Here is a 24,441-nt window from a genome sequence, read left to right on the forward strand (position 1 = left end):
ATACCCTTCCACTGTAATATTATTTACTGAAATATTATTTAGTATTGAGCCTTTGGCATAACCAGCCAGACTACCGACATAGTTACGAGACTGAACTCCATTGGCTAGAATTTTTGGATTATCCAATTCAATATTTCTAAATTCTGCGTTAATTACCTTACTAAATAACCCGGCGTAATTACTATTAAATCCAGACATGTAAAGATTAGAAATTGTGTGCGAGTTTCCCTCAAATATCGCAGTAAAATTTGAAATAGAATACCGAGATTTCCAACCTAGCGGTGTCCACCCTGCTCCATTATTCCAGAACTCATCTCCCGCATCGGCAACGCCATTACCGTTGGTATCGAAGTCCAGATCATTAACCAGCTCATAACCGTTACAGCCAGTGGCAGGACAACCTGTACTGTCGCCATTCAAGCTAGTACCAGCAAGGTCGTAACGCATTAAATCGAGCTGTTGTAGTGTGCTAATTTCAATTAGGCCGTCATCATCTATATCGACGTCGGCGGCGGCATTAGCAACCTGCCCTAAGTTCACTGCGACTGTCGTAGCCAATATGGCTTTCGTCAGGCGAGAGTATCTCGGATTGTTCATAAATATCCCTTTAATGAGAATGGTGTTATTGGTCCTCCCGCATAACTACGGGGAAGGTTTAGGAGCTTAACGAGAGGAGTTTACGTTTAACCAGCCCAATGCCGCAGGTAGTGGGCAGTTGATTGCGACTAGGCCAATGATTTTAAAAATGGTGACAAAGTCACGATAGTCGGTCTGGCGACGACTAATACTTTGAGTTGAAGCTGAGAAATCAAGGCAATAAAAAAGGCGCCGAAGCGCCTTTCTTATTTAACGAACTGAATGGTGAGTATTACTCAGCCACTGGCTTCGCTTTTTCACGCAGTTTGATATGCAACTCACGCAACTGTAGGTTGCTTACTTCACCCGGTGCTTGTGTCATGACGCAGGCTGCCGACTGAGTTTTCGGGAAGGCAATGACTTCACGAATAGATTGAGCGCCAGTCAACAACATGATTAAACGATCTAGGCCGAACGCCAAACCACCGTGTGGGGGTGCGCCGAATTTTAATGCGTCTAATAAGAAGCCGAACTTCTCACGTTGTTCTTCTTCGCTAATACCCAGCACTTTAAATACTGTGTGCTGCATCGATTCATCATGAATACGAATTGAACCTCCGCCCAATTCACAGCCGTTAAGTACCATGTCGTAAGCGCGGGATAATGCTTCAAGCGGCGCTTTCTGCAGTTCTTCAGCACTGCATGATGGTGCAGTAAACGGATGGTGCAACGCAGAGATAGACCCGTCTGAGTTTTCTTCAAACATCGGGAAATCAACAACCCATAATGCCGCCCACTCCGCGGTGTACATGTTAAGGTCTTCACCGATTTTACAACGCAATGCACCCAGCGCTTCGTTAACAACTTTTTTGCTGTCTGCACCGAAGAATACGATGTCGCCGTTTTTAGCACCCAACTTATCCATGATCTTCATGGTGTTGTCATCGCCGATAAACTTGATGATTGGCGACTGCAGGCCTTCTACACCTTTTTCGATTTCGTTGACCTTAATCCAAGCCAAACCTTTAGCACCATAAATGCTAACAAACTTAGTGTATTCGTCGATTTGCTTACGGCTTAACTCTGCTCCGCCCGGCACTTTAAGTGCGGCAACACGGCCTTTAGGATCTTTTGCTGGGCCGGCGAATACTTTGAATTCGATATCTTGCAAGAATTCGGCAACGTCGACCAATTCCATTGGAATACGCAAATCAGGCTTGTCTGAACCGTAACGGCTCATGGCTTCTGAGAATGGCATGCGTGGGAAATCACCCAAATCAACATTCAATTCTTTCTCAAAAATTTGCTTAATCATGCCTTGGGCTAAGCCCATGATGTCTTCTTCATTAATGAAAGAAGCTTCAACGTCGATCTGAGTAAATTCAGGCTGGCGGTCAGCACGTAAATCTTCGTCACGGAAACATTTGGCAATTTGGTAATAACGATCGAAACCAGCAACCATCAACAACTGCTTGAACAACTGTGGTGACTGCGGCAATGCGAAGAACGAACCTTCGTGCGTGCGGCTAGGCACTAAATAATCGCGCGCACCTTCTGGCGTTGCACGAGTCAGAATTGGGGTTTCGATATCTAAGAAACCGTTATCTTCTAAATAGCGACGCGCTGATGAGGTTACTTTCGAACGGAAACGCAGCTTGTCTTGCATCTCTGGACGACGCATATCCATGTAGCGATATTTCAGACGAACTTCTTCACCCACATCGCTATAACCATCTAATGGGAACGGCGGGGTTACGGCCTTATTTAGGATTGTGATCTCTTTACCTAAGATCTCAATCATACCGGTGCGCATGTTCGCGTTAGTGGTGCCTTCCGGGCGAGCGCGAACGCGACCAGTGATTTGGATAACGAATTCCGAACGCACACTGTCGGCAGTATTAAATGCTTCAATGGTATCGGGATCGAATACTACCTGCACCAAACCTTCGCGGTCGCGCACATCAAGGAAAATCACACCACCGTGGTCACGGCGACGATGCACCCAGCCACAGAAAGTTACGGTTTGGTCGATCAAGGCTTCGTTGATATCACCACAATAGTGAGTGCGCATTGCTTGGTCCTGCATCAGTAGTCATAAGTTGAGGGCCAACACCTTAGGGGCGCCCTATGCATTCTTGTATATTCTCAGTGCGATTCGACCCAGTATCAGCGTCGACCGCGGCTCACTGTAACAAACATTCCTGAACGTAGGACAGCGAGCATCAATAAATAAGCGGGGCATTATAGCGAATAGAACGGCTAGCTGTTAAGGCAAGTTACAACAAAAGGTGCCGTTAAACAGGTAATTGCAGCAAAAACGCCGAACTACGACGTAAATGCACCTTGAGATGCCCCGTGGCTCCTGTAGCCTGCTTCTCAACTTCACTAACACAACAACAAAGAATTTCGAAGGAATCGATTCATGCAGTCATTTGCTAATAAAGTCGTCGTTGTCACTGGCGCGGCATCAGGTATTGGTCGCGCGTTAGCGCAGCAACTCAGTATGCAAGGTGCAAACCTTGCGTTATCCGACGTCAATATGAATGGTTTAGAAGAAACCCGCAGCACTCTGCATGGCAAAGGTAAAGTAACCCTGCATACGCTCGATGTATCCAATCGAGCTGCCTTTGAAGCCTATGCCGAACAAGTGTTAGAAGATCATGGTCAGGTCGACATGATCATTAACAATGCCGGTGTTGCATTATCTGAGACCGTCGAACGCATGACCTACGAAGATATGGAATGGATTGTAAACATCAACTTCTGGGGTGTTGTTTACGGCACCAAGACGTTTTTGCCGCTATTAAAAGCACGACCAGAAGCCGCTATCGTTAACGTCTCTAGTATCTTCGGGATTATCGCCCTGCCTACTCAGTCGGCTTATAACGCCACCAAGTTTGCGGTTCGTGGCTTCACTGAGTCGTTACGCCAAGAGTTAAAGAACACCAATGTATTCGTCACTACGGTACATCCTGGCGGTATCAAAACGAATATCGTTAACAATGGTCGAATGAAAACATCAATGACCGGCGATAAATCGTTAGAGCAGCAAGCCAAAGAATTTGAAAAGCTGGCTCGCACGACTCCTGCACAAGCCGCGGACGTGATCCTAAATGGCGTCAAAGGCGGTAAACGTCGCATTCTGATTGGACCGGATGCTCGTCTCATGGATCGTATTCAACGTATCGTGCCAGTGAAGTACAGCGACGTATTTGCTTGGTTCTTAAAAAAGATGGGCTAATTGGTGACATAAGCCCTAAAAAATAGGGGTTTGCCGCTTGCACGCCCCTCTTTTTTGCATAAGAATCATTGAGCCTCTCGGTTTTCGAGTGATGCTCTTCCGGTATATTGATAACAAGGATTACACTATGGCTGTGAAAAAAGCCCCTGCGACGACTGCTGCACCTGCCGCAGCTCCAGCTGCACGCAAAGTTACTGCTTTGAAAGACAAGTACACCAAAACTCAGATTCTAAATGAAATTGCTGAAAACACAGGCCTTACTCGTAAGGAAGTGAATGCAGTTTTAGAAGAGCTGGGCATCGTTATTGAACGTCACATCAAGAAGCGTGCTGTAGGCGAATTCACCCTACCAGGCCTATTGAAGATCAAGACCATTAAGAAGCCAGCTCAAAAAGCGCGTAAAAACGTTCCAAACCCGTTCCGCCCAGGCGAAACAATGGACGTCGCAGCTAAGCCAGCCACCACTCGTTTGAAAGTATTGCCGCTGAAAAAGCTAAAAGATATGACTCTGTAATTTGCATCGTTGAAAAAAGAAGTATAAAAAAAGCGGCGAAAGCCGCTTTTTTTATACTTCTTCCTCACCATTTATCACGCATAGTTCGCAATGCTTTAAACACATCACGATCACCCAATCCTAAATGAGGAAATTCTCTTTCCAATTGCTCGCGAATAGCCTTCTCATGCAATCGTAAAAATGGATTATATTGTCGTTCTTCACCCAGGGTCATGATGGGCATCTCATCGGGTGCGAATGCCGACACCTGATCTTGCCAATAACTAATCATGTTATTACTAGGTTCGCGAGCGCTGGCAAACGCTAAGTTAGTTTTCATATAATCATGGCCGGGATATATAAGAGTACTATCGGGGAGCGGCATCAACTGTGATACGAATGTATCGTACATCACATCCACATCACCGCCGTTATAGCAATTACCGGCACACGCATTGAATAAAGTATCCCCAGAAAATAGTACTGGCTCCGCGCTATCTTCATTCGCCAGTAAGCACAAATGAACCGGCGTATGGCCAGGCGTAAAAAGTACATTTAAATGAATACTACCAAGGTCAATAACATCCCCAGCCACTAAACCACGGCTTTGACTAGGAATTTTACCTAACGCATTTTTATGTGCCCAAATTTGGGCGCCTGTTGCCGCCTGTAAAACAGGGTTGCCTTCAATATGATCATGATGTTCGTGCGTATTTATAATCAACTTAATCGTCAAGCCTTCTTGTTGAGCTAGCGCTAACATGGCCTCACCATTAAATGGATCAAGCGCAATAGCCTGTCCAGTTTCTTCACACGCAATTAAATAATTAAAATTGCGTAATGGATTATTCATAAACTGGCGATAAATACGCATAACTAAGCCTCGTGTTACCAGTAAACGGTATTTTCTTCGTCATTGGCCGAATACAATTCAGAAACAAAATGACTCAATAGTAACGTTTTAATTTCCATGACACGCGCTTCTAACTGCTCAGCGCTATATTTTACAGCCTGACTATGACCCCAAACAGGCCCAGGCCAAGCAGGATCATCAACACAACGTACAACATGATGTACATGCAACTGCGGAACAACATTACCCAATGCGGCAATATTCATAGATTTAGCGGCAAAATGATCGGCTAATTTTTCTGCGACCCAAGTCGATTCTTCCATCAACTGCGCACGCTCCTGCGCCGACAAATGATAATACTCAAACACATCATTGCGCGCAGGCACCAAGACCAACCATACGTAACGACTATCGTTCATCAATAGTACTTGGCATAGCGGCAAGCGACCAACAAACGCGGTATCACCTTGCAGGCGTTCATCCAACCGGAACATAATCACTCTCCAAACACATTCAACAAAACCTATATGATAGCTCTAATGATAGGTGTACTCAGGCAGCAGGTCACTGATTTATGGCGAGTTTCGAACAAGTAGGCAGTATCACGCAGTTATCGCGCTCGCAATGGCAAGCCTTACGAGATACTCGTTACCCTTTTTTAGACTACGATTTCCTCGCAGCCCTCGAGAATACTGAATGCCTTGGCAACAACAGCGGTTGGATACCGGCCTACTTCGCGGCATTTGAAAATCAGCAACTAATCGCCGCCATACCTGCCTTCATAAAAGAGCACAGCTACGGCGAATATGTTTTTGACTGGAGTTGGGCCGATGCTTATCAGCGCAATGGATTAGCCTACTACCCTAAACTATTAGCCGCGATTCCGTTTACTCCAGCGACTGGCCCGCGTTTAATCGGCAACCAGTCCCTATGGCCAGATGCTCTAGCAGCCATCAGCGAATACTGCCTCGCAAATCAGCTTTCGGGATGGCACGTCAATTTTCCCGAAACCGATACGCTCGCGCAAATTAAAGAGTTTAAAACAGACAATAATCAAGCCTCCTTGATCCGTAACGCGTGCCAGTTTCACTGGTACAACCGCGCCTATGAAGACTTTGATCAGTACTTAAATCAGTTTACAAGCCGCAAGCGTAAAGCCGTACGCAAAGAACGAGAAAAAATTGCTGCACAAGGCATTCGCATGACGCGCCTTACACATGAACAAATAACACCTGAGCACATCGCCTTCTTTTACCAGTGTTATCAGATCACGTATTTACGTCGTCGCTCGCAAGGCTATTTAAACCAAAACTTCTTTCAACAACTACGCGATAGTATGAGCTCGCAGCTGATGCTAGTTCTCGCATACAAAGATGAGCAGCCGATTGCGGCAGCACTATGTTTCTATGATGACGACAACCTCTACGGGCGTTATTGGGGTGCTATCGACGACTTCGATTCTCTGCACTTTGAAGCTTGTTACTACCAAGGGATTGAATTCTGTATTGAACAAGGTATCGGCCACTTCGACCCCGGAACCCAAGGTGAGCATAAAATCAGTCGTGGATTCGAACCTACCTTAACCCACAGTGCCCACTGGTTAGTTCATCCGCAATTTCATGATGCCGTTGACCATTTTTTAGCAGAAGAACGCCAACACATATTGGTCTATCAACGCGATGCTACCACCCTACTGCCCTTTCGTGAGGGATTTACCCTACGTGCAAATGACTGAACTCTCCCCATGCAAGGCTGGTCCAATGACGACGGGTTTGTTATAACTGCGCCCGTCTAACGTAAGGTGACCCCCATGGCACTGAGAGCTTACAAAGTTGAACACATCTTGGTTTTTGCTAGCCGAGGAACAGAAGCGAAATTACTCGCCGCCCCTAAACTACGGCCAATGGAAGAATGGCGTGAAGATGTCGCCGCTTGGGTTGCTCTGCGGGCAGGTCGTGCGCCAGAACTCGATGAACTCGTGGATGACAGCAAAGAAGAGCCCTACATCCACGAAGCTAATTAACCCTTCAAAATTACATCTAGATTATCTTATAAGAAGCGCTGCCATGTAGCGCTTCGTTCCGTACTGAATCATTGCGCCGAAATTATCCAAGCTCACCGGCACATACATATTGTCGGTCGCGACTTGGTCGAGCTCTTCATCAATATCCGGGTCATTTAGATACGCGTAGTCGTCATCAATGGCAACCAGCCATACCCAGTGAGGCGCCTTATTACGATTTAACCGATAAGTGCTAATCAGCAATAAAATACGGTTGCCCTTCGCCAATGCTAAGCGCAAATCAGCAACCGTATGCACACCAGTATCGGTCGTAACGCCGTCACGATCACAACGGGCTTGAAAATCTTCACCTACTAGCGTCATTAATTCACGTTTGTGCTCGCTACGCACCCCGTCTAAAAACGCAATTGAGCGATCAGATAACCACATAGTAACGTCGTGGCCACGTTTAAGCGCTGCCAAGGCCAACCCTTGCGGGGATGTACCACCATGCCCAGTCGTAAGATAAATCGTTGTCGCTTCACGCCATAAATTAAGCTCTTCTAAGCGAGTCATAGTAAAGTCGGGATCAATGCTATGAAGCGCCATCATCAGCGCAGATGGACCACAGGTAAATGGGGTTGTCTGGGCGTAAAAGGGCAAATCATGAGGAATCGCCACAGTAGGTTTTAAATGCTTTTCTAAACGCCAACCGTCGGCACCGTCTTCATAGTAATTCTTAAGCGTACGAATAATCCGATAACCCGAAGATTCATATAGTGTTTTAGCGGCCACGTTATCTTGACGAACTTCTAAACGCATAAACAACACGTGGCGTCGCAATGCCTGCCGCTCGACACAATGCAGTAACTGAGTACCAAAACCGCGTCCTCTCGCGGCTGGATCAACAGCGATAGAATAAAGGCGAGCCAAAGATGTTCCGCGATGAAATAGCACCAATGCATAGGCTTGTATCGGATCACCTAAACACCAGAGCTCACTGTGCTCGCCGCGAATGAAATGCCGAAAACGTCGCGCAGATAAACTATCACCACTGAAGCTCGCTTGCTCTAACTCAGCAAGAGCGGCTACATCAGCAAGTGTCGCCAAACGAGGCTCCATATTCATCCTATACAGCATCCAAAACAGTCGGCTGCGGCGTCAGCAAAATAGTCGCCGGAAAGCGCTGAGCATAGTCCTACGCGGGGTTAAAAAAAAGATGTTCAGTTTCTTTTTTTTCATTCGCTGAACCAGAAATATTTATTCGTAAATCCCTGTGTTTTTATTGGCATAGAGCGGTTTTTAGTCCTAGTATAAGCACAAATCGAACATCGATTTTTTGTTTCTTCTTTGTCTGTTCTGGACCCCCAATGAAACCATTGCTCGTACTGTTAGACCAGTTGACCGACTGGAGCCCTTATTATCCAACCAACCAGGTCGTTGCTATTGAGCAATACCTAAGTGACTTTGCAGAGACTCGCGGCTACGTTATTAACCTATGCCGCGATTACTCCTATTTAAGTTCTGGATACTACGGATCGCTGCTAGCAGAAGCTCGCGGCGGACAGGTGTTTCCTTCGGTGCGCGCGATCCGAGAACTGAACAGTTTTGAAGCAGGCCAACCGCTGCCACTGCGTCAAGGTCGCGTATTAGACGGCGTCTGGAAAAAACATAAAAAAGAAGACAGCATTAACCTGCGCTGTTATTTCGGCCAAACCGATAATATCGAGTTAGCTGGCGTTGCCCGTCGTTTGTTCGATACCTTCGGCTTTCCGGTATTGGACGTGACTCTTACCCGTCATCAAGCCGGTGTGTGGACAATTAGCAATATTCAAGCTCGCTCGCTGGATGAATTAGACGAATCCGCTGAAACTCAATTTGCCGCGGCGCTGGACGCCTTTAGCCATAAGATTTGGCGTAATCGTCGCAGTAGCAAACGCTACAAATACGACCTCGCTATATTGGTTAACCCAGATGAGCAATTACCGCCATCCAATAAAGGCGCCTTAAAAGCATTTGAAAAAGCAGGGAGAGATATTGGCTTAAACGTCGATTTCATTACCTATAAAGATGCGTCACGCATCGGCGAATACGATGCCCTATTTATTCGTGAAACCACGCGCGTCGATCATCACACCTATCAAATAGCACAGCATGCCGAGAACTTAGGGTTACTGGTGATTGATAGCCCAACCGATATTATGCGTTGCTCTAACAAGGTATATCTGCACGAGCGCTTACAGCGCTACGAAGTCGATACGCCGAAAACCCGCTTAATTATGGGTAAGTTAGATAATGATCTTGATGAGCTTATTGCCGACTTAGGGCTGCCGATTATTGTGAAAGTACCGGACGGATCTTTCTCTATTGGGGTAGAAAAAGCCAAGACACGGGCCGAGTTAGTGGAATGCATCGATCGCTTAAGCGAACGTTCCGCCTTGCTCTTGTTGCAAGAATTTATGCCGACCGATTACGATTGGCGCATCGGCATCATGGACAATCAAGTTATCTACGTTTGTCGCTATTTTATGGCCAAAAGTCATTGGCAAATATACAACCATAGCGCCCGCTCGCATCGCTCCGGCAACGCGGATGCAATGGCCGTCGATAAGGTTCCAAAGAAAGTCATTAAAACAGCCCTAAAAGCGGCTAAATGTATGGGTAATGGATTTTACGGCGTCGATTTAAAAGAAAGTGGCGATCGCGCTGTGATTATTGAAGTTAACGACAATCCTAGCATTGACATGGGCGTTGAAGACCTACATAGCGGCAACCTGCTTTACCAGCAAATTATGGGCACCATGTTAAGACAGTTAGACGAACTTAATGGACGCCGTTAAGCGTCCATTGGCTTTTATTGATTAACGCCAAAAGGTATCCGGCAAGCCGCGTGTTTGTAAAAGCGCGGCGATATCCATCGTTAATGCAATCCCTACATGAACCCCCACCCCACCCCAAATTGATCGCGAAAGCAAAGCAAGCACGCCGAGAAAAAAGCCAAATAGAATCGCACCGAATGATTCAGGCCAGAGCTTAGGGAAATGGAGCATCAGATACGGCAAGCACATCACCGCAATACTTAAGCTGCCAACTTGGCGCCGCAGACCGTTGACCAAAAATCCCCGAAAAAAGAACTCCACTGCGACAAATTGCAAAATATATATAGTTTCCCATGCCAGTAGATCAAACCAACTGGTATGAGCCATTTTATAGAATGGATAATGCCGAGAAAAATCATTACCGAAACTGGCGATAATCGCAAAACAGACAATCGGCAAAGCTAACAACACATAGCCCAACCAGTGACTGACCACATCACCCTTTTGCCAACCATAGTTAGCCAAGGAATCACGCAATAAAAAACGAATCGCGAGCATAGGTATGATCAAAAAACCGGCAAGATTCCAAAAGCCCCACCATACATAACCCAGCAACTCTCGATAATCGTGACTACGATACCACCGCTGTGAGTTCGAATCCGCCAGAGCATCCCACCAAGTCAACAGCAACGAAAGGTTACTGCTGTACTTAACATAATGAACCAATAGCAAGCATAAACACGCAACGGCGATGATGAGCCATACTCGACGCTTTTCAGCATACTGATCCAGACCAACACGTTCTTGTTGGGCTTGTTCATCAAACACGCGCAGATGATCAACTATTTGGCGCGGATTCAGCCAATCCAAAACACTCATAATTATCAGTCCTAGAAGTCTACTGGGCCACTCGTGATCAAATTACTTTTGAATCTCTTTTAGCTCTTTCTTAGCGGCTTCGAGTGCCTCTATCTCTTTATTCCTCTCCGCAATGTATTTGGTCTTGCGATCGTCAATTTGCTCAACGATCTGCTGAGCGCGATTGCGTGCGTTAACACCGCCAATTTCCATAGCATCTACTCTAAGTTTCGAGGTATCGCGTTCGTATGACTGTCTAAGCATCTCAAGCTTTTTCTCCGAGCGCTCGATCTGGCGATTTAGCCTAATAGAGCTATTACTATCTGAAAGTTCTTGTGCATAGTCGCGACGGAGAGGTGCCTCTTCACGAGAGACCTCAGTGGCCATACTCGACCCTTCATCTTTAAACACCTTAACTTCCTCATCAACATACTGACTTGGACACGGCATCTGCGAAAACAGCTTCTTTCCTTGAGCGTCCTTACATTCATAGTATTGTCCTGCTAACGCACCATTAGCGAAGACAACTAAAATCATCATTATGTACTTCACGGAAAGTCCTCTTCCGGTTTGAATAGTTTCGAGATGCTAGCACAGCACTGCAATAGGAAGAACCGAGATCAACTCAATCCCAACACACAATTCTGAACCTTGACTATACTGTGGCTATTGAACGTCGGAGACACGCTTATCTGACGTGCTTACGCCAAAAAGGACCAATATGGCCACGATCCGGAACTCCGTCCAGAGCAAGGTGACACCATCGGAAGAAACCTTGCATCAACTTCACCAGCAAAAATTTGCACTGGATCAACATACAATCGTCGCGATTACTGATATTCGTGGCACCATCAATCATGTTAACAATAAATTTTGTGATATCAGCGGATACTCGCGTGAAGAACTCATAGGCCAAAACCACCGCTTACTGAAATCTGGCGTCCATGACATTGACTTCTTTCGAGCTATGTTCGTTGCCTTAAAACAAGAAGGAATTTGGCATGGTGAGATCTGTAATCGCCGCAAAGATGGCACCCTATATTGGGTAGATACAACGATTGTCGCTCAGCGCAATATCAACAATGAAATTCAAAGCTACATAGCTCTTCGCAATGACATAACAGATCAACGGACGACATTAGAAGCGGTAAGACATTTACACGAGATTACGGCCGATAGATCCACAAATATTAACGCTAAGATAAATAAAATATTGGAACTCGGTCGATCAATATTTAATTTGCCTATTGCGATTGTTAGCCATATTGAAGATCCAATCTATACCGTTGATTATACCATAACCCCAAATAATGAAATCGCGCCCGGTGATGAGTTTGAGCTAGGTAATACCTATTGTACTCATACGCTCGCTGCAAATGAACCTTTGGCATACCACAACGCAGGCAATAGCAATATTAAAGATCACCCTTGTTATCAGGGGTTCGGTTTAGAGTCGTATATCGGCGCACCAATTATTGTCAATAACGTACGTTATGGCACCATCAATTTTTCTGGCCCGGAAGCACGACCCAAATCCTTTAGCGATAATGATTTAGGCTTAATACAACTATTTTCCAAATGGATCGGCGATGAATTTTCACGTCATCAAAGTGATTTAGAACTGAGTCGCCAACAAAAACTGCTCAATGCTATGAGTCAGCAAGCTCGGATCGGCGCTTGGGAAGTAGACATGACTACTAATGAACTCTATTGGTCGCCAATGACCAAAGAAATTCATGAAGTACCTGACGACTTTGTCCCCGACCTAGAAAGCTCTATTAACTTCTACAAATTCGGAGAATGCAGAGATCGAATCGCTAATACTGTGCAGCGTGCGATCATTGATGGCGCCCCTTGGACCGAAGAGCTAGAAATAATAACAGCGAAGGGAAAATTGCGATGGGTTGTTGCCCGTGGGGAAGCGGAGCTTGACAATGGAAAATGCATTCGGTTATTCGGTTCCTTTCAGGATATTAGCGATAAAAAGAAAGCCGAGCAGCAAAGTCTTAAAACATTAGCGTTACTGGAATCAACCCTAGAGTCAACCGACAACGGCATATTGGTAGTTAGCAATCAAGGAGAGATTGAGCGATTTAATCAACAATTTTCTTCCATATGGACTTTATCTGATCAGATTAAAATTAGTGAACCCAAAAACATTATTAGCCATATTCTGCAGCGAATTACCGACACCTCAATAATAAAGCATCTTACTGATTTTCAATCGACTGCGGCAGAAGGTACATTCGATATCGTACAAACCATTGACGGTCGTACCATCGAAATGTCATCACTACCGATGAGTATTAACAATATTCCACGTGGTCGAGTCTGGAGTTTTCGCGATATTACTGAGCAAAAACTGGCTGAAACTGCACTACTAGAAGCTAAAGTTGAAGCCGAGGCTGCGGCAAAATCAAAAAGTGAATTTTTGGCCAGTATGAGCCATGAAATTCGCACACCCATGAATGGTGTATTGGGAATGCTAGGGCTACTAAAGAACTCGCATTTAAACGAAACCCAAGCGCACAGGGTGCATGTGGCACAAAGTAGTGCTCGCTCCCTGTTAGCGTTAATTGACGATATTCTTGATTTCTCTAAAATCGAAGCAAAAAAATTAAAGTTAGAAAATATAGAATTCAATCTACGCACTATGCTCGGTGAATTCACCGAAGGTATGGCACCAATGGCCCAAGAAAAGGGCTTGGAACTCATATTAGACTTAGTGGACTTATGTGACGACTTCGTTATCAGTGACCCTGGTCGAATCCGACAGATTTTAACTAACCTAGTTGGCAATGCCATTAAGTTTACCGATGCCGGTGAAGTCGTTATCCGCGTTAGCTTAACCACCAGTAATAAAGCACAATGGCAATTATCAATTGACGTAAAAGATACAGGCATTGGTATTGATGAAAAGAAGCAAAACAGCTTATTTGAAGCTTTTAGCCAAGTAGACTCTTCCACAACTCGAAAATTTGGTGGCACGGGTTTAGGGTTGGCTATTGTTAAGAGCTTATGCCATTTAATGGATGGAGATATTCGCCTTACAAGCAGTGTTAATGAAGGGAGTCGATTTGTCGCTAGTATAAAAGTTAATAAGTGCGCTACGATTCGATTGCCAGAAATTCCATCTGACTGTAAAGAACGCAACATTCTGATTGTGGATGATAATAATAGTAGTCGAAAAATTCTTACAGCACAGCTCCGCCAATGGGGTTGTAGCGTCGTTGAATGTGCAAGTGGCCTGCAAGCATTAGCGAGTTGTCAGCAACAGTTAGACGATAAGCTTGCTCTTTTCGATACGGCCATTATCGATATGGATATGCCCGGCATGGATGGTATTCGTCTGTGTGATCACATAAAAAAGATACCCTTACTATCATCGATGAAGTTGGCGTTGGTAAGTAACATGAAATTAGACTTAAATAAGTCTGATATTGATTACAATATTTTTGATATCAACACGACAAAACCAACAACCACAGATTCCCTATTGTCGTTACTCCGACACTCGAGCCCCTATTTAGCCAGTGAGGAGCTCAATGCTCATCGAGAATCGATCAATGCCACTATGAGTCAAATTCGATTTAACGGAGAACGTGTTTTATTAGTCGAGGACAATACTGTTAATCAACTCGTAGCGAGTGAAATATTATTAGAACTTGGCTTGCAAGTAGATATTGCAGAACACGGAAGAATTGCTTTAGAAATGCTATCTGAACCTTCCACTTCCCCTTACCAACTTGTTTTGATGGACTGTCAAATGCCGGTTATGGATGGCTATGAAGCGACACGTCAAATACGCCAAGGAAGCGTGCCTCTCTATCTAAAAAGCATCCCCATCATTGCTATGACTGCACATGCGATGGAGAGTGATAGGAATAAATGTTTAAGTGTCGGCATGAATGATTATCTATCTAAACCAGTAGAACCTAGCAAACTAATTGATAAAATAAGCCTTTGGATTAAACCAATGACGAAACTTAAAATAGTTAAAGATAGCCAAAGTCAAAGCGAATTAATTCCCCAGCCAATTCAAAACAGCGACAATCTTGAGATTTGGGATAGAAAAAGTGCACTAGATCGTGTTCTGAATAACGAATCTTTATTAAATCGGCTGATCGATCTATTCTGCCAAGACCAACCGATTCGTATGCGCGAAATTCGTGCAGCTATTAATACTGGCGATTTAATAGTCTTAACTAATACAACTCATACATTAAAGGGAGTTGCCGGTAATTTATCGGCCAACCAGCTACAAAACGTGGCCTATAAAATGGAACAAGCAGCGCGTCTTGAACAAAAAGAGGAATTACTCAAACTATGGGAGGAGTTAGAGCTTGCCAGCAAGCAGTTCCTTGCTCTATTTATTAAAAAATCAAATGACGCACAGATGGCTCTCGTAACAAAAATCGATACTCAGAAAAACACCAAAGCCATTTTACCAATTCTGGCAGAACTAGAAGAAAAATTGGAACAAAACGATTACATTAGCCCTGACAGCCTCAATCCCTTGCGCTTACCGTTAGTAGATAGTAATTTAGAATACCAATGTCAGCAATTGACCCGAGAAATTCTACAATTTGATACTTTCGCTGCACAAGCTACTCTTAAGAAACTCAATAACAAATTAAAGAACCTCCAAGTAAATGACTAAAGCTAAAGCCACCGTATTGATTGTGGATGACTCAACCACTAATTTGCAGATAATGGCGGCAATTCTAGAGCAACGATATCAGATCAAGGCTGCGACATCAGGCGAGCAATGTATCGCTATCGCCACCAAACATAAACCAGATTTGATTTTGCTCGATGTGGTCATGCCCGATATGGATGGCTTTGCCGTTTGCGAAAAGCTGAAGTCTTTGCCAGAAACAAAGTCGATACCTATCATCTTCGTTACCGGTCTTGATCAGGTCAGTGACGAAGAACAAGGGTTGCGCTTGGGCGCTGTCGATTACATCGCCAAGCCGATCAGGCCATTAATCCTCTCCGCTCGTGTCGACACACACATCACGCTGAAGCAACAGCAAGATAAGCTGCACGAACTCGCTATGATTGATCAATTAACGGGATTGACTAACCGCCACTACATGCTGGAAGTGGTAGGACAAAAACTGGCGCGATCACGGCGTCATAAAACGCCGCTGTCGATCCTGCTCATCGACATTGACCATTTTAAGAGTATTAATGATACCCGCGGCCACTTAACCGGCGATCTTATATTGCAAAAACTCGGCGAGTTCTTAAAAGACCAGTTCCGTATCGAAGACTCTGTCACCCGCTTTGGTGGCGAAGAATTTTTAGTTATTTTAGAACCCTGCAATGAAGAGCAAGCGATTTCTAAGGCAGAAGACATCCGAAAGGATATCGAAGCGCTTCGTCCGGGTAATATTAGTATTACCGTCAGCATTGGCGTTGCTGAGTTGAGCAGTCGCGACTTACGCTTTGACCAACTGATAAAACGGGCCGACGAGGCCTTGTACGAAGCTAAAGATAAGGGCCGCAACTGCGTCGTGACACATAGCTTGCCCAAAGCCGTCTAGATTCTTATCGGCCATAAAAGCGGTCGATGACTCCTACGCCCAAACTCGGTACAATCACGCCCCGATAATCATAACTGCACTGCCTATCAAGAGATTCAGTGCATTTTCCGTGTGAGGCGCTCTGCTATGTCTGATGATATTTCTACAATCCCTATGGCCGAAGGTGCCGTAATACCAAGCTCAAGCAATGGTAAAGTAGGGTTTGTGTCCCTCGGCTGCCCGAAGGCGCTGGTTGATTCAGAACGCATCCTCACACAGTTAAGACTTGATGGATATGAAGTCGTTAATACCTACAACGATGCCGATGTTGTGGTTGTGAACACCTGTGGTTTCATCGACGATGCTAAGCAAGAATCGCTCGATGCGATCAACGAAGCCATGGTAGAAAACGGCAAAGTGATTGTTACCGGCTGTATGGGCAAAGGCGCCGACGCCCTGCTCATTAAAGAAAAGAACCCAGGTGTTCTAGCCGTTACAGGTCCGCAGGCCTATGAAGAAGTAATGACGGCTGTACATGAATGGGTTCCGCCAACAAAGAAACACGATCCATTTACCGATCTTGTACCCCCACAAGGCGTTAAACTCACACCACGTCATTACTCATACCTGAAAATTTCAGAAGGCTGTAACCATAAGTGTACCTTCTGCATTATTCCTGACATGCGCGGCAAACACGTTAGCCGCCCTATTGGCGATGTATTAGATGAAGCTAAGCGTTTAGTGGCGGCCGGCACTAAAGAGCTATTAGTGATCTCTCAAGACACCAGCGCCTATGGTGTCGATATGAAGTTCCGCACTGGATTCTGGGATGGCAAGCCAGTGAAAACCGACATGCTTAACCTGTGCGAAGAACTAGGCAAAATGGGCGTATGGGTGCGTTTGCACTATGTGTACCCCTACCCGCACGTAGACAACGTTATCCCCTTGATGGCCGCAGGTAAGATCCTGCCATACTTGGACATTCCGTTCCAACACGCAAGCCCAAATATTCTCAAGCTGATGAAGCGCCCTGCTCATGCTGAGAACACACTTGAGCGCATTAAAAAATGGCGTGAGATCTGCCCAGAATTAGTCATCCGTTCGACCTTCGTGGTCGGTTTTCCAGGCGAAACTGAAGAAGACTTTCAAATACTGTTGGACTGGTTGGAGGAAGCTGAATTGGACCGCGTTGGCTGCTTTAAATACAGCCCAGTCGAAGGAGCAAAAGCGAATGATTTACCGGATCACGTGCCGGCAGACATACAGCAAGAACGCTGGGATCGCTTTATGGCTAAGCAGCAAGAAATCAGCACCCGTAAACTGGCTCGTCGTATTGGTCAGCGCATGACAGTACTCATTGACGAAGTGGATGACGAAGGCGCTATCGGTCGCTCTATGGCCGACGCACCGAATATCGACGGCATGGTGTACTTAAACGAATTCACAGATTGTGAACCAGGCGATTTTATTGAAGTCGAAATTGACCATTCCGACGAATACGACCTGTGGGCTTCGCCGATCGAAGCTTAATTTGTCATAGTGATTGGCTAGTCCTGGAATAAAAATGCCCGCAAATTTGCGGGCATCTTTATATTTTTTAATGCCTTTACGCCGTTAATAATCCTGCTAAATCTTCTTGGCTGGGCATAAACCAATACGATCCTGTTTGCGCGTTACTGTAATCCATCATCGCATCAGTAACGCCATCATCTTTACCAAGCATACTGTCGATCACATGCTCGAAGCGAGTTTGTTCGCACGCAAATGCCAAAAAGTACAAGCCATAATCACTGGCATTGCCGTACGGTGTGCCGCGGCGATACATTTTCATTGGAGTATCATTAACATCAATATCAGTGCGCGCAACATGTGAATTCGGCGGCATAGCTGCGCCTTCCATTTCAATATTCGTTTCTTTTGTACGACCCATAACCTGCTCTTGTGCAGGTACACTTAGTTGCAAAAACTCAGGCAGTTTATGCGTCCATTTTTGGCCAAGCACATAGGACCCACCGGCACCCAATTGCCCCTCAGGTACAACGGCGGCTGCATACCGTTTGTCACCTTTTGGATTACCCGTGCCATCCACAAAACCGGTAATTATGCGCGCATCTGGCGTTTTATAGCCGTTAAGATCTAAGGTTAACTCGGCTATCGACGCCATTGCTTGACTAACTTGAATAATTGCGGGCATAACATCGCCCGAGGTCTCACCATGAATCCAAAACAAGATATCTTGCTGATTGGCGGGCATTACGTAACCCTTTACTGAAACGTGTTCAGTAAAATCACTCAACTGAGCCGGGCGCCATTGCGGGCATATCACGTCCCAGCATCTCGATCCGAAAGCAACCGCAATGCACGCATTTGAAATATGACTAACCGCCAGATTTAGGGCGTGTTTAATATCATCACAAGTCAGATCAACCTTAAGCGTATATTCTAAATATTGCGCACGATTACCCGGTTCTTCAAATAGACCGTGTTGTGGTGTCATAGTTTCATCCATAGCAAAGTAACAACTGGCTAGATGATACCTTAACCACAACAGTGTTTCAGGCGATTTTATTATAGGCTTTAGCCCATTCAATAAATCTCTCATACAATAAAGAGCGACTGAAATAATAGCCCTGAATACATCCACAGCCTATATCACTCAACATCAGCAATTGCGCTTCGTTTTCTACTCCTTCAGCGGTCACTTGCATATCCAGTACATTGCACAAAGCAAGAATTGCTCGACAAATTTCAACGTCACTTTCGTCGTAAGGTAAATCTTTAACGAAAGAACGATCTATCTTAACTCGATCAATCGGCAAGTGTTTTAAGCGGCTTAATGATGAATATCCAGTGCCAAAATCATCAATCGCTAACCGCACTCCGAGAGCTCTTAGTTGTTCTAACTGATTTCGTACTCTATCGTTTGATTGCAAGGCACTCTCAGTAATCTCCAACTCAAGATTGGCTGCATCTAGATCATATTTTTTTAGGGCGGCTGCAACGGTATTACAAAATGACGTATCACATAATTGACGTACGGAGACATTCACAGCAACCGAAACATCTTGAATACCTGCGTCAAGCCATCCTCGAACTGCTCGGCAACTTTCCTGCAATACCCAAGCACCTATGTTAATGATAACTTCACTTTGTTCGGCAATGGGAATAAATCGATCAGGAGGAATAATGCCTAATTCTGGATGATACCAACGACACAAAGCCTCTGCACCGCGTACACGTTGATTAGTAATATCAATCAGTGGTTGGTATTCCACGGTTAGTTCGTTATTATTTAACGCCTGCTTTAAATGGCGCTCGATACGTAATCGTTCACTAGATTCCATTGCTAATACAAAATCGTAAAAACAGACTCTATTTTTACCTTGATGCTTTGCTTCAAACAAAGCTGTATCGGCCGCTCGCAATAACTCATCAAAATCTTTAATGGATGGCTTTGATATAGCTACGCCGATACTAACGGAGACCTCCACAGTTTCGCGATTTAATTCAATAGGCGCCTGTACTGCACGTAATAGTTTTTGCGCCATCTTGCGTAATCCAGCCTCTCCATCCGCGTCCTGAACAACTATAACAAACTCATCGCCACCAATCCGCGTAACAATATCGCCCTCACGTACAGAGTCCTGAAAGCGTTGCGCCAATATTTGCAAAAGACGATCACCTTCCGAATGTCCTAATGTATCATTAACGACTTTAAAGCCATCTAAATCCATATACAGCACAGCAACCGAGACGCCGCTTTCATCACGACTAGCCATGGCATCTTCTAGCACTCGCTCCATATGTACTCGATTACCAAGCCCAGTTAATGCATCTAGGTAAGCCATTCTTGCGAGATTTCTTTCTGCTCTCCTCAACTCAGAAATATCGGAAAAGGTGAATACATAGTTAGTTAAACTACCAACTTCATCGTAAACCGAGCAGACATGTTCCCAAGCAGGAAATCTATGTCCACTTTTAGTAGTGCAACCGATCTCACCGCTCCAGAAGTTTTTACCTTCATCTTGCAGTCGTGGATAAAATTGATCGCTATGACGACGAGCGTGAAGGAAGTCATCTGGATCCAACCCTGCGACTTCATTTATTGAATAATTTGTAATTTTTTCAAATGCAGGATTAACAGAAATAATTTTTCGGTATTCATCCGTAATAATAATCCCCTCAGATGTGCAATTAAAAACAGCGCTTGCTTGACGAAGCTTTTCATCAGCTTTATATCTATCGTCAACATCTTGCGCAACGCCAACCACTCGGTAATTACTGTCTGACCATAAAAATAAATTAGCGAAAAGTTCTATACGCCGGTATTCATCATCGCTGGATTTACGCATACGAATCGTACGACTAAAGTGAGCAGAGTTTTCAACATCCTGCTGAACTGCAACGCGATCTTCAGGGTGAATATGTTCCAAAAGTATATTCAGCGGCTGAGAAATAACACCAGGAGGATTAGCAGCTACTCTTTCAACCGTATTACTCAGAGTAGACGGCGACTCCCACTCCCAAACGCTCATATGAGCAGCATCAAGCGCTAAACGTAAGCGCTGTTCAGAGAGGCGAATTTCAATATCAGCATCGTAGCGCGCAAATGCAATGCGGATAGTCGCATCCACTTCACGTTTTTCGAAAGGCTTAACCAAATATCCATAGGGCAAACAATTGCTCGCGGCATCCAAACTTCGATTATCGGTATAAGCAGTAAGGAATACGACGGGGAGTTGTTGCTTTTCAACGATAATTCGCGCAGCTTCTGTTCCTAGCATTGCGGTATTTAAATGAATATCCATGAGTACTAAATCGGGTTTCAATTGCTGCGCCATTTCAATTGCATGTTCACCACTAGCAGCCGAGCCAACAACGATATAGCCCAAATCGACAAGCGTTAATTCTAAATCTAATGCCGTTATTTTTTCGTCTTCGACAATTAATATTTTACGATGCTTCATTCGCTATCTCCTGCGAGATTCAGCCTTAAACGAAAGCATGTACCGTCAAAATCTAACACTTCGAGGATCCCATCCATTTGATCAACTAAGCCGGGGATTAGTCTAAAACCTAATGAACCTCCTATACCTAGCCGACATCCTTCCGGCAATCCGACGCCATTATCACTGATAGTTAAAATTGCACTCTGCGCTTGTCGCTCCATCACTAAATTAATATGACCAGAATCGCGACCTACGAAAGCATGTTTAATAGCATTGGTGATCAACTCATTAACTAATAAACCGAATGGTAATGCATGTTCCAAACTTAAAAAACATGATTCATTATTAGATTCTACCGTCATAGTTATTCGATGAAAGGCGTTAGAATAACTGCGACGCAATAGGTCACTTAATTGTTGTAAGTAAGCAACAGACTCAACTTTATCGAAGTTCTTTTGTTCGTAAAGTAACTGATGGATAAGGGCCATCGCCTTAATTCGACTCTGACTCTCTTCAAAATGAATCTTAGCTTCCTCAGGCACACTCCGTGCTTGTAGACTGAGTAAACTCGATACAACTTGAAGATTATTTTTTACACGATGGTGAACTTCATTTAACAATGAGGTTTTTTCAGTCAGCGCTCGAATCAAATTCTTTTGGATATCTTTTTGGATAGTGATGTCCATAACCGTAGCTAATATTCGAGTACCACCTTCGAACTTTAACGGTGTTAAAGCAATTTCAACTGGGAATAAATCGCCTTTTTTGGTCTTAGCATAGAGTTCCCGCATTGATGCCATTTCACGGGCTTGAGGTGCCGCCTGATAGCCTTCGCGTAGAGCTACATGTTGGTTTCGAATACTGTCGGGAACTAAATTCTCAATAGTTAGTTTGCTAAATTCATTGCGCGTATATCCAAACATCGACGCCGCTCGGCTATTCGCTAAAAGAATATGTCCATGTTCATCGATCATGATTAATCCATCCGCCGTCGACTCAACCACACGACGAAAGCGTTCCTCGCTGTAACGCAGCTGCTGCTCACTTACAACCCGCGCAGAGACATCATTTCCTGATGGGATTAAATGCGTAATTTCACCTTGTGCATTCCGCAAAGGTGACAGCATAAAATCAATGGTCATTCGACTATCGCCAGCCATTCTAACGACAACATCATAGCGAACAACATTGCCAGCTCTCGCGCTTTCTACGGCATCACGGAGTTGTTGCTGAATGGCAGGATCATAGTTCCACCAATAGCAATCCCAAAACTTCTTACCTCTTACGTCATCGACAGTAATGCCGGCGGCTTCAATCGGCGACTTGTTAGCATCAACAACTGTGCCATCTGGTGTCAACATGCCCACAAAGGTAAATAAACCATCAAGTACGCGGCGCACTAATTCATTGGATTCTTTTTTAGCTTGCTCCAATTCATGTTCAATCGTCCGATTTACAGCAATTGCCAGTATCCCGACGGTATTACCGGAGTCGTCATTGATGGGGAGATACGATGCTTTCCAAATGCCGATTCGTCCAATGGTGCTTGGTGTTTCGCCCTTCACCTCAATATCGACCAAGCCTTCGCCTGTGGTGAGCACCGTTTGTAAAGCTGGAACAATTATTGGGGCAAGCTTGGGTAGAATCTCACTAACAGAGCGTCCTATATGACCTTCAGCTGATACGCCATTGAATTGAGCCAAGGTTGAATTAATAGAACGGTAGCGAAGTTCGGTATCAAGAACAGCGACCCCCATATCAGAATGATGTAAGAAAGTATCAAATGCTCCGGACTTCAGTGCTAGAAAGCGAGCGTCCGATGCTTCTTTTAACTGACTAATACTGCCGGTTTCTTCCATGCTCTCCCCTCAATACTGACCTATCTGCACAAAGTATAGTCGACATTCATCAGACGTTAGAGCTAACCTTCTATTAACAAGTACATCAATTAGAAGGTCGACATCATTGAGAGGTTGGTGACAACACGAATATTTTGCGCCTCACTTGATTCCTATACGTCCCGGGCGTCACAGCCGCCCAACGCTGAAACACTCGACCGAAATGACTAGCATCACTAAGCACCGGGGTTTCCCCTGTTATCGCAACAAAACGTCGACTAAACTGGCGCACACCCAGATCAGCCAAAGATGCCAAATGGGTCAGGTTTAACAGTTCGTTCATATGTTGGTGCAACCAACTTTGAGCCAAGGCTATAGGTTCGTCGGCGTGCTGCATTGCCGAGTCAGCTTGGAACACGCGCTTCTCAAACGGATTTCGTACCCCAGGGGAAAACTGCTGTTCAACCTGTAACGCTAACTCGCGACCGTAATATAGGCCGATCAAATGAATAATTAGATCGGCCCCCGAATTAATACTGGCCGCGCAAAAAATTCGGCCAGCTTGGGTGAGTAAATGATCATGCTGCCATTTAACCTTCGGAAACATGGCTTTAAATGCGGCCAACGAATGCCAATGGGTAGTTGCAGGTAGGCCATCCAACACCCTAGTCTTTGCCGGCAACCAGACTCCAGAACCAATCGCAACAATGGTTGCGCCCTGCTGGTATCGCGCCAACAGCCAATCGAGTAAGGGCTGAGCATCGGCTAGGTACTTATCGGGCTGACGCCACAAAGCCGGGATAATAATCACATCAGTATCTGTAATATCAAATATTGAGCGCTGCACCTCTAGCGCCAGCCCTCCAAGCGCATGGGGTTGTTCGCCAGTCGCGGAGTAGTGCACCGCCTCGGCAACAAATGTTGCCTGCTGACGAGTCGATGCTCGTAAGCGAAACAGTGCTCTTATGGCCTCTAACATTTCCAGCGGCATAGCAATGCTCGACATCACCCACAGGGACTGCAAATGGCACTCTATGCTGCGGCCGATGCTTTAGGCTGTGCAGGGATAACCGTTGAAGATATTAAACATCATCTCAGCCCTGACCAAATTGCCGTGTATTGCGGATCCGCGACTGGTCAGCTCGACCCGGAAGGTTTTGGTGGCATGCTCAGCGCCGCTCATTTAGGCCAACGCAACTCCTCACGCCAATTACCCTTAGGTATGAGTAGCATGCCAGCAGACTTTATTAATGCGTATATTCTTGCCAACGCAGGCGCTTAGTC

Annotated in this window: 20 protein-coding genes; 9 read left to right on the forward strand and 11 right to left on the reverse strand. The window is 45.1% G+C overall.

From position 1 onward, the window contains the following. The coding region (locus UXZ23_RS04375) for a hypothetical protein (RefSeq protein ID WP_320819423.1) at positions 1-597 on the reverse strand (597 nt) is incomplete at its 3' end. A 271-nt stretch (positions 598-868) separates the two neighbouring features. Next, positions 869-2,647, reverse strand: coding sequence for an aspartate--tRNA ligase (gene aspS, locus UXZ23_RS04380; protein WP_320819424.1), 1,779 nt, complete (start codon positions 2,645-2,647; stop codon positions 869-871). A 351-nt stretch (positions 2,648-2,998) separates the two neighbouring features. Between aspS and UXZ23_RS04385 the strand changes: the two genes are divergently transcribed. Both UXZ23_RS04385 and UXZ23_RS04390 read left to right on the forward strand, forming a co-directional pair. Beyond that, positions 2,999-3,817, forward strand: coding sequence for an SDR family NAD(P)-dependent oxidoreductase (locus UXZ23_RS04385; RefSeq protein ID WP_015487102.1), 819 nt, complete (start codon positions 2,999-3,001; stop codon positions 3,815-3,817). A 127-nt stretch (positions 3,818-3,944) separates the two neighbouring features. Beyond that, positions 3,945-4,331, forward strand: coding sequence for an HU family DNA-binding protein (locus tag UXZ23_RS04390; RefSeq protein WP_015487103.1), 387 nt, complete (start codon positions 3,945-3,947; stop codon positions 4,329-4,331). A gap of 64 nt (positions 4,332-4,395) precedes the next feature. Here UXZ23_RS04390 and UXZ23_RS04395 read toward each other — a convergent pair whose 3' ends face one another. Then, on the reverse strand, positions 4,396-5,184 hold the full coding sequence (locus UXZ23_RS04395) for a hydroxyacylglutathione hydrolase (RefSeq protein ID WP_320819425.1): 789 nt from the start codon (positions 5,182-5,184) through the stop codon (positions 4,396-4,398). Between the two features lie 14 nt (positions 5,185-5,198). After that, on the reverse strand, positions 5,199-5,657 hold the full coding sequence (locus UXZ23_RS04400) for an HIT domain-containing protein (RefSeq protein ID WP_320819426.1): 459 nt from the start codon (positions 5,655-5,657) through the stop codon (positions 5,199-5,201). Positions 5,658-5,737: 80 nt separating this feature from the next. Between UXZ23_RS04400 and UXZ23_RS04405 the strand changes: the two genes are divergently transcribed. Together UXZ23_RS04405 and UXZ23_RS04410 are read left to right on the forward strand one after the other, a co-directional pair. Beyond that, the gene (locus tag UXZ23_RS04405) at positions 5,738-6,898 is read left to right on the forward strand and encodes a GNAT family N-acetyltransferase (RefSeq protein WP_320819427.1); all 1,161 of its coding nucleotides are present in this window, start codon (positions 5,738-5,740) and stop codon (positions 6,896-6,898) included. Positions 6,899-6,973: 75 nt separating this feature from the next. Beyond that, the gene (locus UXZ23_RS04410) at positions 6,974-7,186 is read left to right on the forward strand and encodes a hypothetical protein (RefSeq protein ID WP_320819428.1); all 213 of its coding nucleotides are present in this window, start codon (positions 6,974-6,976) and stop codon (positions 7,184-7,186) included. Positions 7,187-7,207: 21 nt separating this feature from the next. Here UXZ23_RS04410 and UXZ23_RS04415 read toward each other — a convergent pair whose 3' ends face one another. Next, positions 7,208-8,293 carry a GNAT family N-acetyltransferase/peptidase C39 family protein gene (locus tag UXZ23_RS04415; protein WP_320819429.1) on the reverse strand — a complete coding sequence of 362 codons (1,086 nt, stop codon included), beginning with the start codon at positions 8,291-8,293 and terminating at the stop codon, positions 7,208-7,210. Positions 8,294-8,535: 242 nt separating this feature from the next. Here UXZ23_RS04415 and UXZ23_RS04420 point away from each other — a divergent pair, with 242 nt between their 5' ends. Beyond that, on the forward strand, positions 8,536-10,005 hold the full coding sequence (locus UXZ23_RS04420; protein ID WP_320819430.1) for a RimK family protein: 1,470 nt from the start codon (positions 8,536-8,538) through the stop codon (positions 10,003-10,005). Positions 10,006-10,026: 21 nt separating this feature from the next. Here the strand turns inward: UXZ23_RS04420 and UXZ23_RS04425 are convergent, their stop codons facing one another. Both UXZ23_RS04425 and UXZ23_RS04430 read right to left on the reverse strand, forming a co-directional pair. Next, on the reverse strand, positions 10,027-10,863 hold the full coding sequence (locus UXZ23_RS04425; RefSeq protein WP_320819431.1) for a CPBP family intramembrane glutamic endopeptidase: 837 nt from the start codon (positions 10,861-10,863) through the stop codon (positions 10,027-10,029). A 42-nt stretch (positions 10,864-10,905) separates the two neighbouring features. Next, positions 10,906-11,382, reverse strand: a complete 477-nt coding sequence (locus UXZ23_RS04430) for a DUF4124 domain-containing protein (RefSeq protein ID WP_320819432.1) — start codon at positions 11,380-11,382, stop codon at positions 10,906-10,908. Positions 11,383-11,563: 181 nt separating this feature from the next. Between UXZ23_RS04430 and UXZ23_RS04435 the strand changes: the two genes are divergently transcribed. The 3 genes from UXZ23_RS04435 to rimO all read left to right on the forward strand — a co-directional run bounded on the left by UXZ23_RS04435 (position 11,564) and on the right by rimO (position 17,900). Further along, on the forward strand, positions 11,564-15,502 hold the full coding sequence (locus UXZ23_RS04435) for a response regulator (RefSeq protein ID WP_320819433.1): 3,939 nt from the start codon (positions 11,564-11,566) through the stop codon (positions 15,500-15,502). Continuing rightward, the gene (locus UXZ23_RS04440) at positions 15,495-16,391 is read left to right on the forward strand and encodes a diguanylate cyclase (protein WP_320819434.1); all 897 of its coding nucleotides are present in this window, start codon (positions 15,495-15,497) and stop codon (positions 16,389-16,391) included. The genes UXZ23_RS04435 and UXZ23_RS04440 overlap by 8 nt, the downstream gene beginning before the upstream one ends. Before the next feature lie 126 nt (positions 16,392-16,517). Continuing rightward, on the forward strand, positions 16,518-17,900 hold the full coding sequence (gene rimO / locus UXZ23_RS04445; protein WP_320819435.1) for a 30S ribosomal protein S12 methylthiotransferase RimO: 1,383 nt from the start codon (positions 16,518-16,520) through the stop codon (positions 17,898-17,900). Between the two features lie 76 nt (positions 17,901-17,976). On the opposite strand, the gene UXZ23_RS04450 is transcribed toward rimO, so the two are convergent. The 4 genes from UXZ23_RS04450 to UXZ23_RS04465 form a co-directional block, all read right to left on the reverse strand. Beyond that, complete coding sequence (locus UXZ23_RS04450) at positions 17,977-18,867, reverse strand: Dyp-type peroxidase (protein ID WP_320819436.1); 891 nt, start codon at positions 18,865-18,867, stop codon at positions 17,977-17,979. Between the two features lie 58 nt (positions 18,868-18,925). After that, the gene (locus tag UXZ23_RS04455; protein ID WP_320819437.1) at positions 18,926-21,337 is read right to left on the reverse strand and encodes an EAL domain-containing protein; all 2,412 of its coding nucleotides are present in this window, start codon (positions 21,335-21,337) and stop codon (positions 18,926-18,928) included. Then, a complete protein-coding gene (locus tag UXZ23_RS04460) occupies positions 21,334-23,178 on the reverse strand; it encodes a PAS domain-containing protein (protein ID WP_320819438.1) in 1,845 nt (614 codons plus the stop codon). The genes UXZ23_RS04455 and UXZ23_RS04460 overlap by 4 nt, the downstream gene beginning before the upstream one ends. A 103-nt stretch (positions 23,179-23,281) precedes the next feature. Beyond that, positions 23,282-24,181, reverse strand: coding sequence for a hypothetical protein (locus tag UXZ23_RS04465; protein WP_320819439.1), 900 nt, complete (start codon positions 24,179-24,181; stop codon positions 23,282-23,284). Here UXZ23_RS04465 and UXZ23_RS04470 point away from each other — a divergent pair, their 5' ends adjacent. After that, entirely contained in the window at positions 24,182-24,439 is a 258-nt protein-coding gene (locus UXZ23_RS04470; protein ID WP_320819440.1) for a hypothetical protein, read from the forward strand. It begins immediately after the preceding gene. Positions 24,440-24,441 lie beyond the last annotated feature (2 nt).

The sequence above is a fragment of the Thalassolituus sp. genome, from assembly GCF_034111725.1.
Lineage (GTDB): Bacteria > Pseudomonadota > Gammaproteobacteria > Pseudomonadales > Oceanobacteraceae > Thalassolituus.

Excerpts from the sequence above, each read along its gene's own strand:
- aspS (WP_320819424.1), bottom strand. The coding sequence starts at position 2,647 with ATGCGCACTCACTATTGTGGTGATATCAACGAAGCCTTGATCGACCAA.
- UXZ23_RS04385 (WP_015487102.1), top strand. The coding sequence starts at position 2,999 with ATGCAGTCATTTGCTAATAAAGTCGTCGTTGTCACTGGCGCGGCATCA.
- UXZ23_RS04390 (WP_015487103.1), top strand. The coding sequence starts at position 3,945 with ATGGCTGTGAAAAAAGCCCCTGCGACGACTGCTGCACCTGCCGCAGCT.
- UXZ23_RS04395 (WP_320819425.1), bottom strand. The coding sequence starts at position 5,184 with ATGCGTATTTATCGCCAGTTTATGAATAATCCATTACGCAATTTTAAT.
- UXZ23_RS04400 (WP_320819426.1), bottom strand. The coding sequence starts at position 5,657 with ATGTTCCGGTTGGATGAACGCCTGCAAGGTGATACCGCGTTTGTTGGT.
- UXZ23_RS04405 (WP_320819427.1), top strand. The coding sequence starts at position 5,738 with ATGGCGAGTTTCGAACAAGTAGGCAGTATCACGCAGTTATCGCGCTCG.
- UXZ23_RS04410 (WP_320819428.1), top strand. The coding sequence starts at position 6,974 with ATGGCACTGAGAGCTTACAAAGTTGAACACATCTTGGTTTTTGCTAGC.
- UXZ23_RS04415 (WP_320819429.1), bottom strand. The coding sequence starts at position 8,293 with ATGAATATGGAGCCTCGTTTGGCGACACTTGCTGATGTAGCCGCTCTT.
- UXZ23_RS04420 (WP_320819430.1), top strand. The coding sequence starts at position 8,536 with ATGAAACCATTGCTCGTACTGTTAGACCAGTTGACCGACTGGAGCCCT.
- UXZ23_RS04425 (WP_320819431.1), bottom strand. The coding sequence starts at position 10,863 with ATGAGTGTTTTGGATTGGCTGAATCCGCGCCAAATAGTTGATCATCTG.
- UXZ23_RS04430 (WP_320819432.1), bottom strand. The coding sequence starts at position 11,382 with ATGATGATTTTAGTTGTCTTCGCTAATGGTGCGTTAGCAGGACAATAC.
- UXZ23_RS04435 (WP_320819433.1), top strand. The coding sequence starts at position 11,564 with ATGGCCACGATCCGGAACTCCGTCCAGAGCAAGGTGACACCATCGGAA.
- UXZ23_RS04440 (WP_320819434.1), top strand. The coding sequence starts at position 15,495 with ATGACTAAAGCTAAAGCCACCGTATTGATTGTGGATGACTCAACCACT.
- rimO (WP_320819435.1), top strand. The coding sequence starts at position 16,518 with ATGTCTGATGATATTTCTACAATCCCTATGGCCGAAGGTGCCGTAATA.
- UXZ23_RS04450 (WP_320819436.1), bottom strand. The coding sequence starts at position 18,867 with ATGACACCACAACACGGTCTATTTGAAGAACCGGGTAATCGTGCGCAA.
- UXZ23_RS04455 (WP_320819437.1), bottom strand. The coding sequence starts at position 21,337 with ATGAAGCATCGTAAAATATTAATTGTCGAAGACGAAAAAATAACGGCA.
- UXZ23_RS04460 (WP_320819438.1), bottom strand. The coding sequence starts at position 23,178 with ATGGAAGAAACCGGCAGTATTAGTCAGTTAAAAGAAGCATCGGACGCT.
- UXZ23_RS04470 (WP_320819440.1), top strand. The coding sequence starts at position 24,182 with ATGGCACTCTATGCTGCGGCCGATGCTTTAGGCTGTGCAGGGATAACC.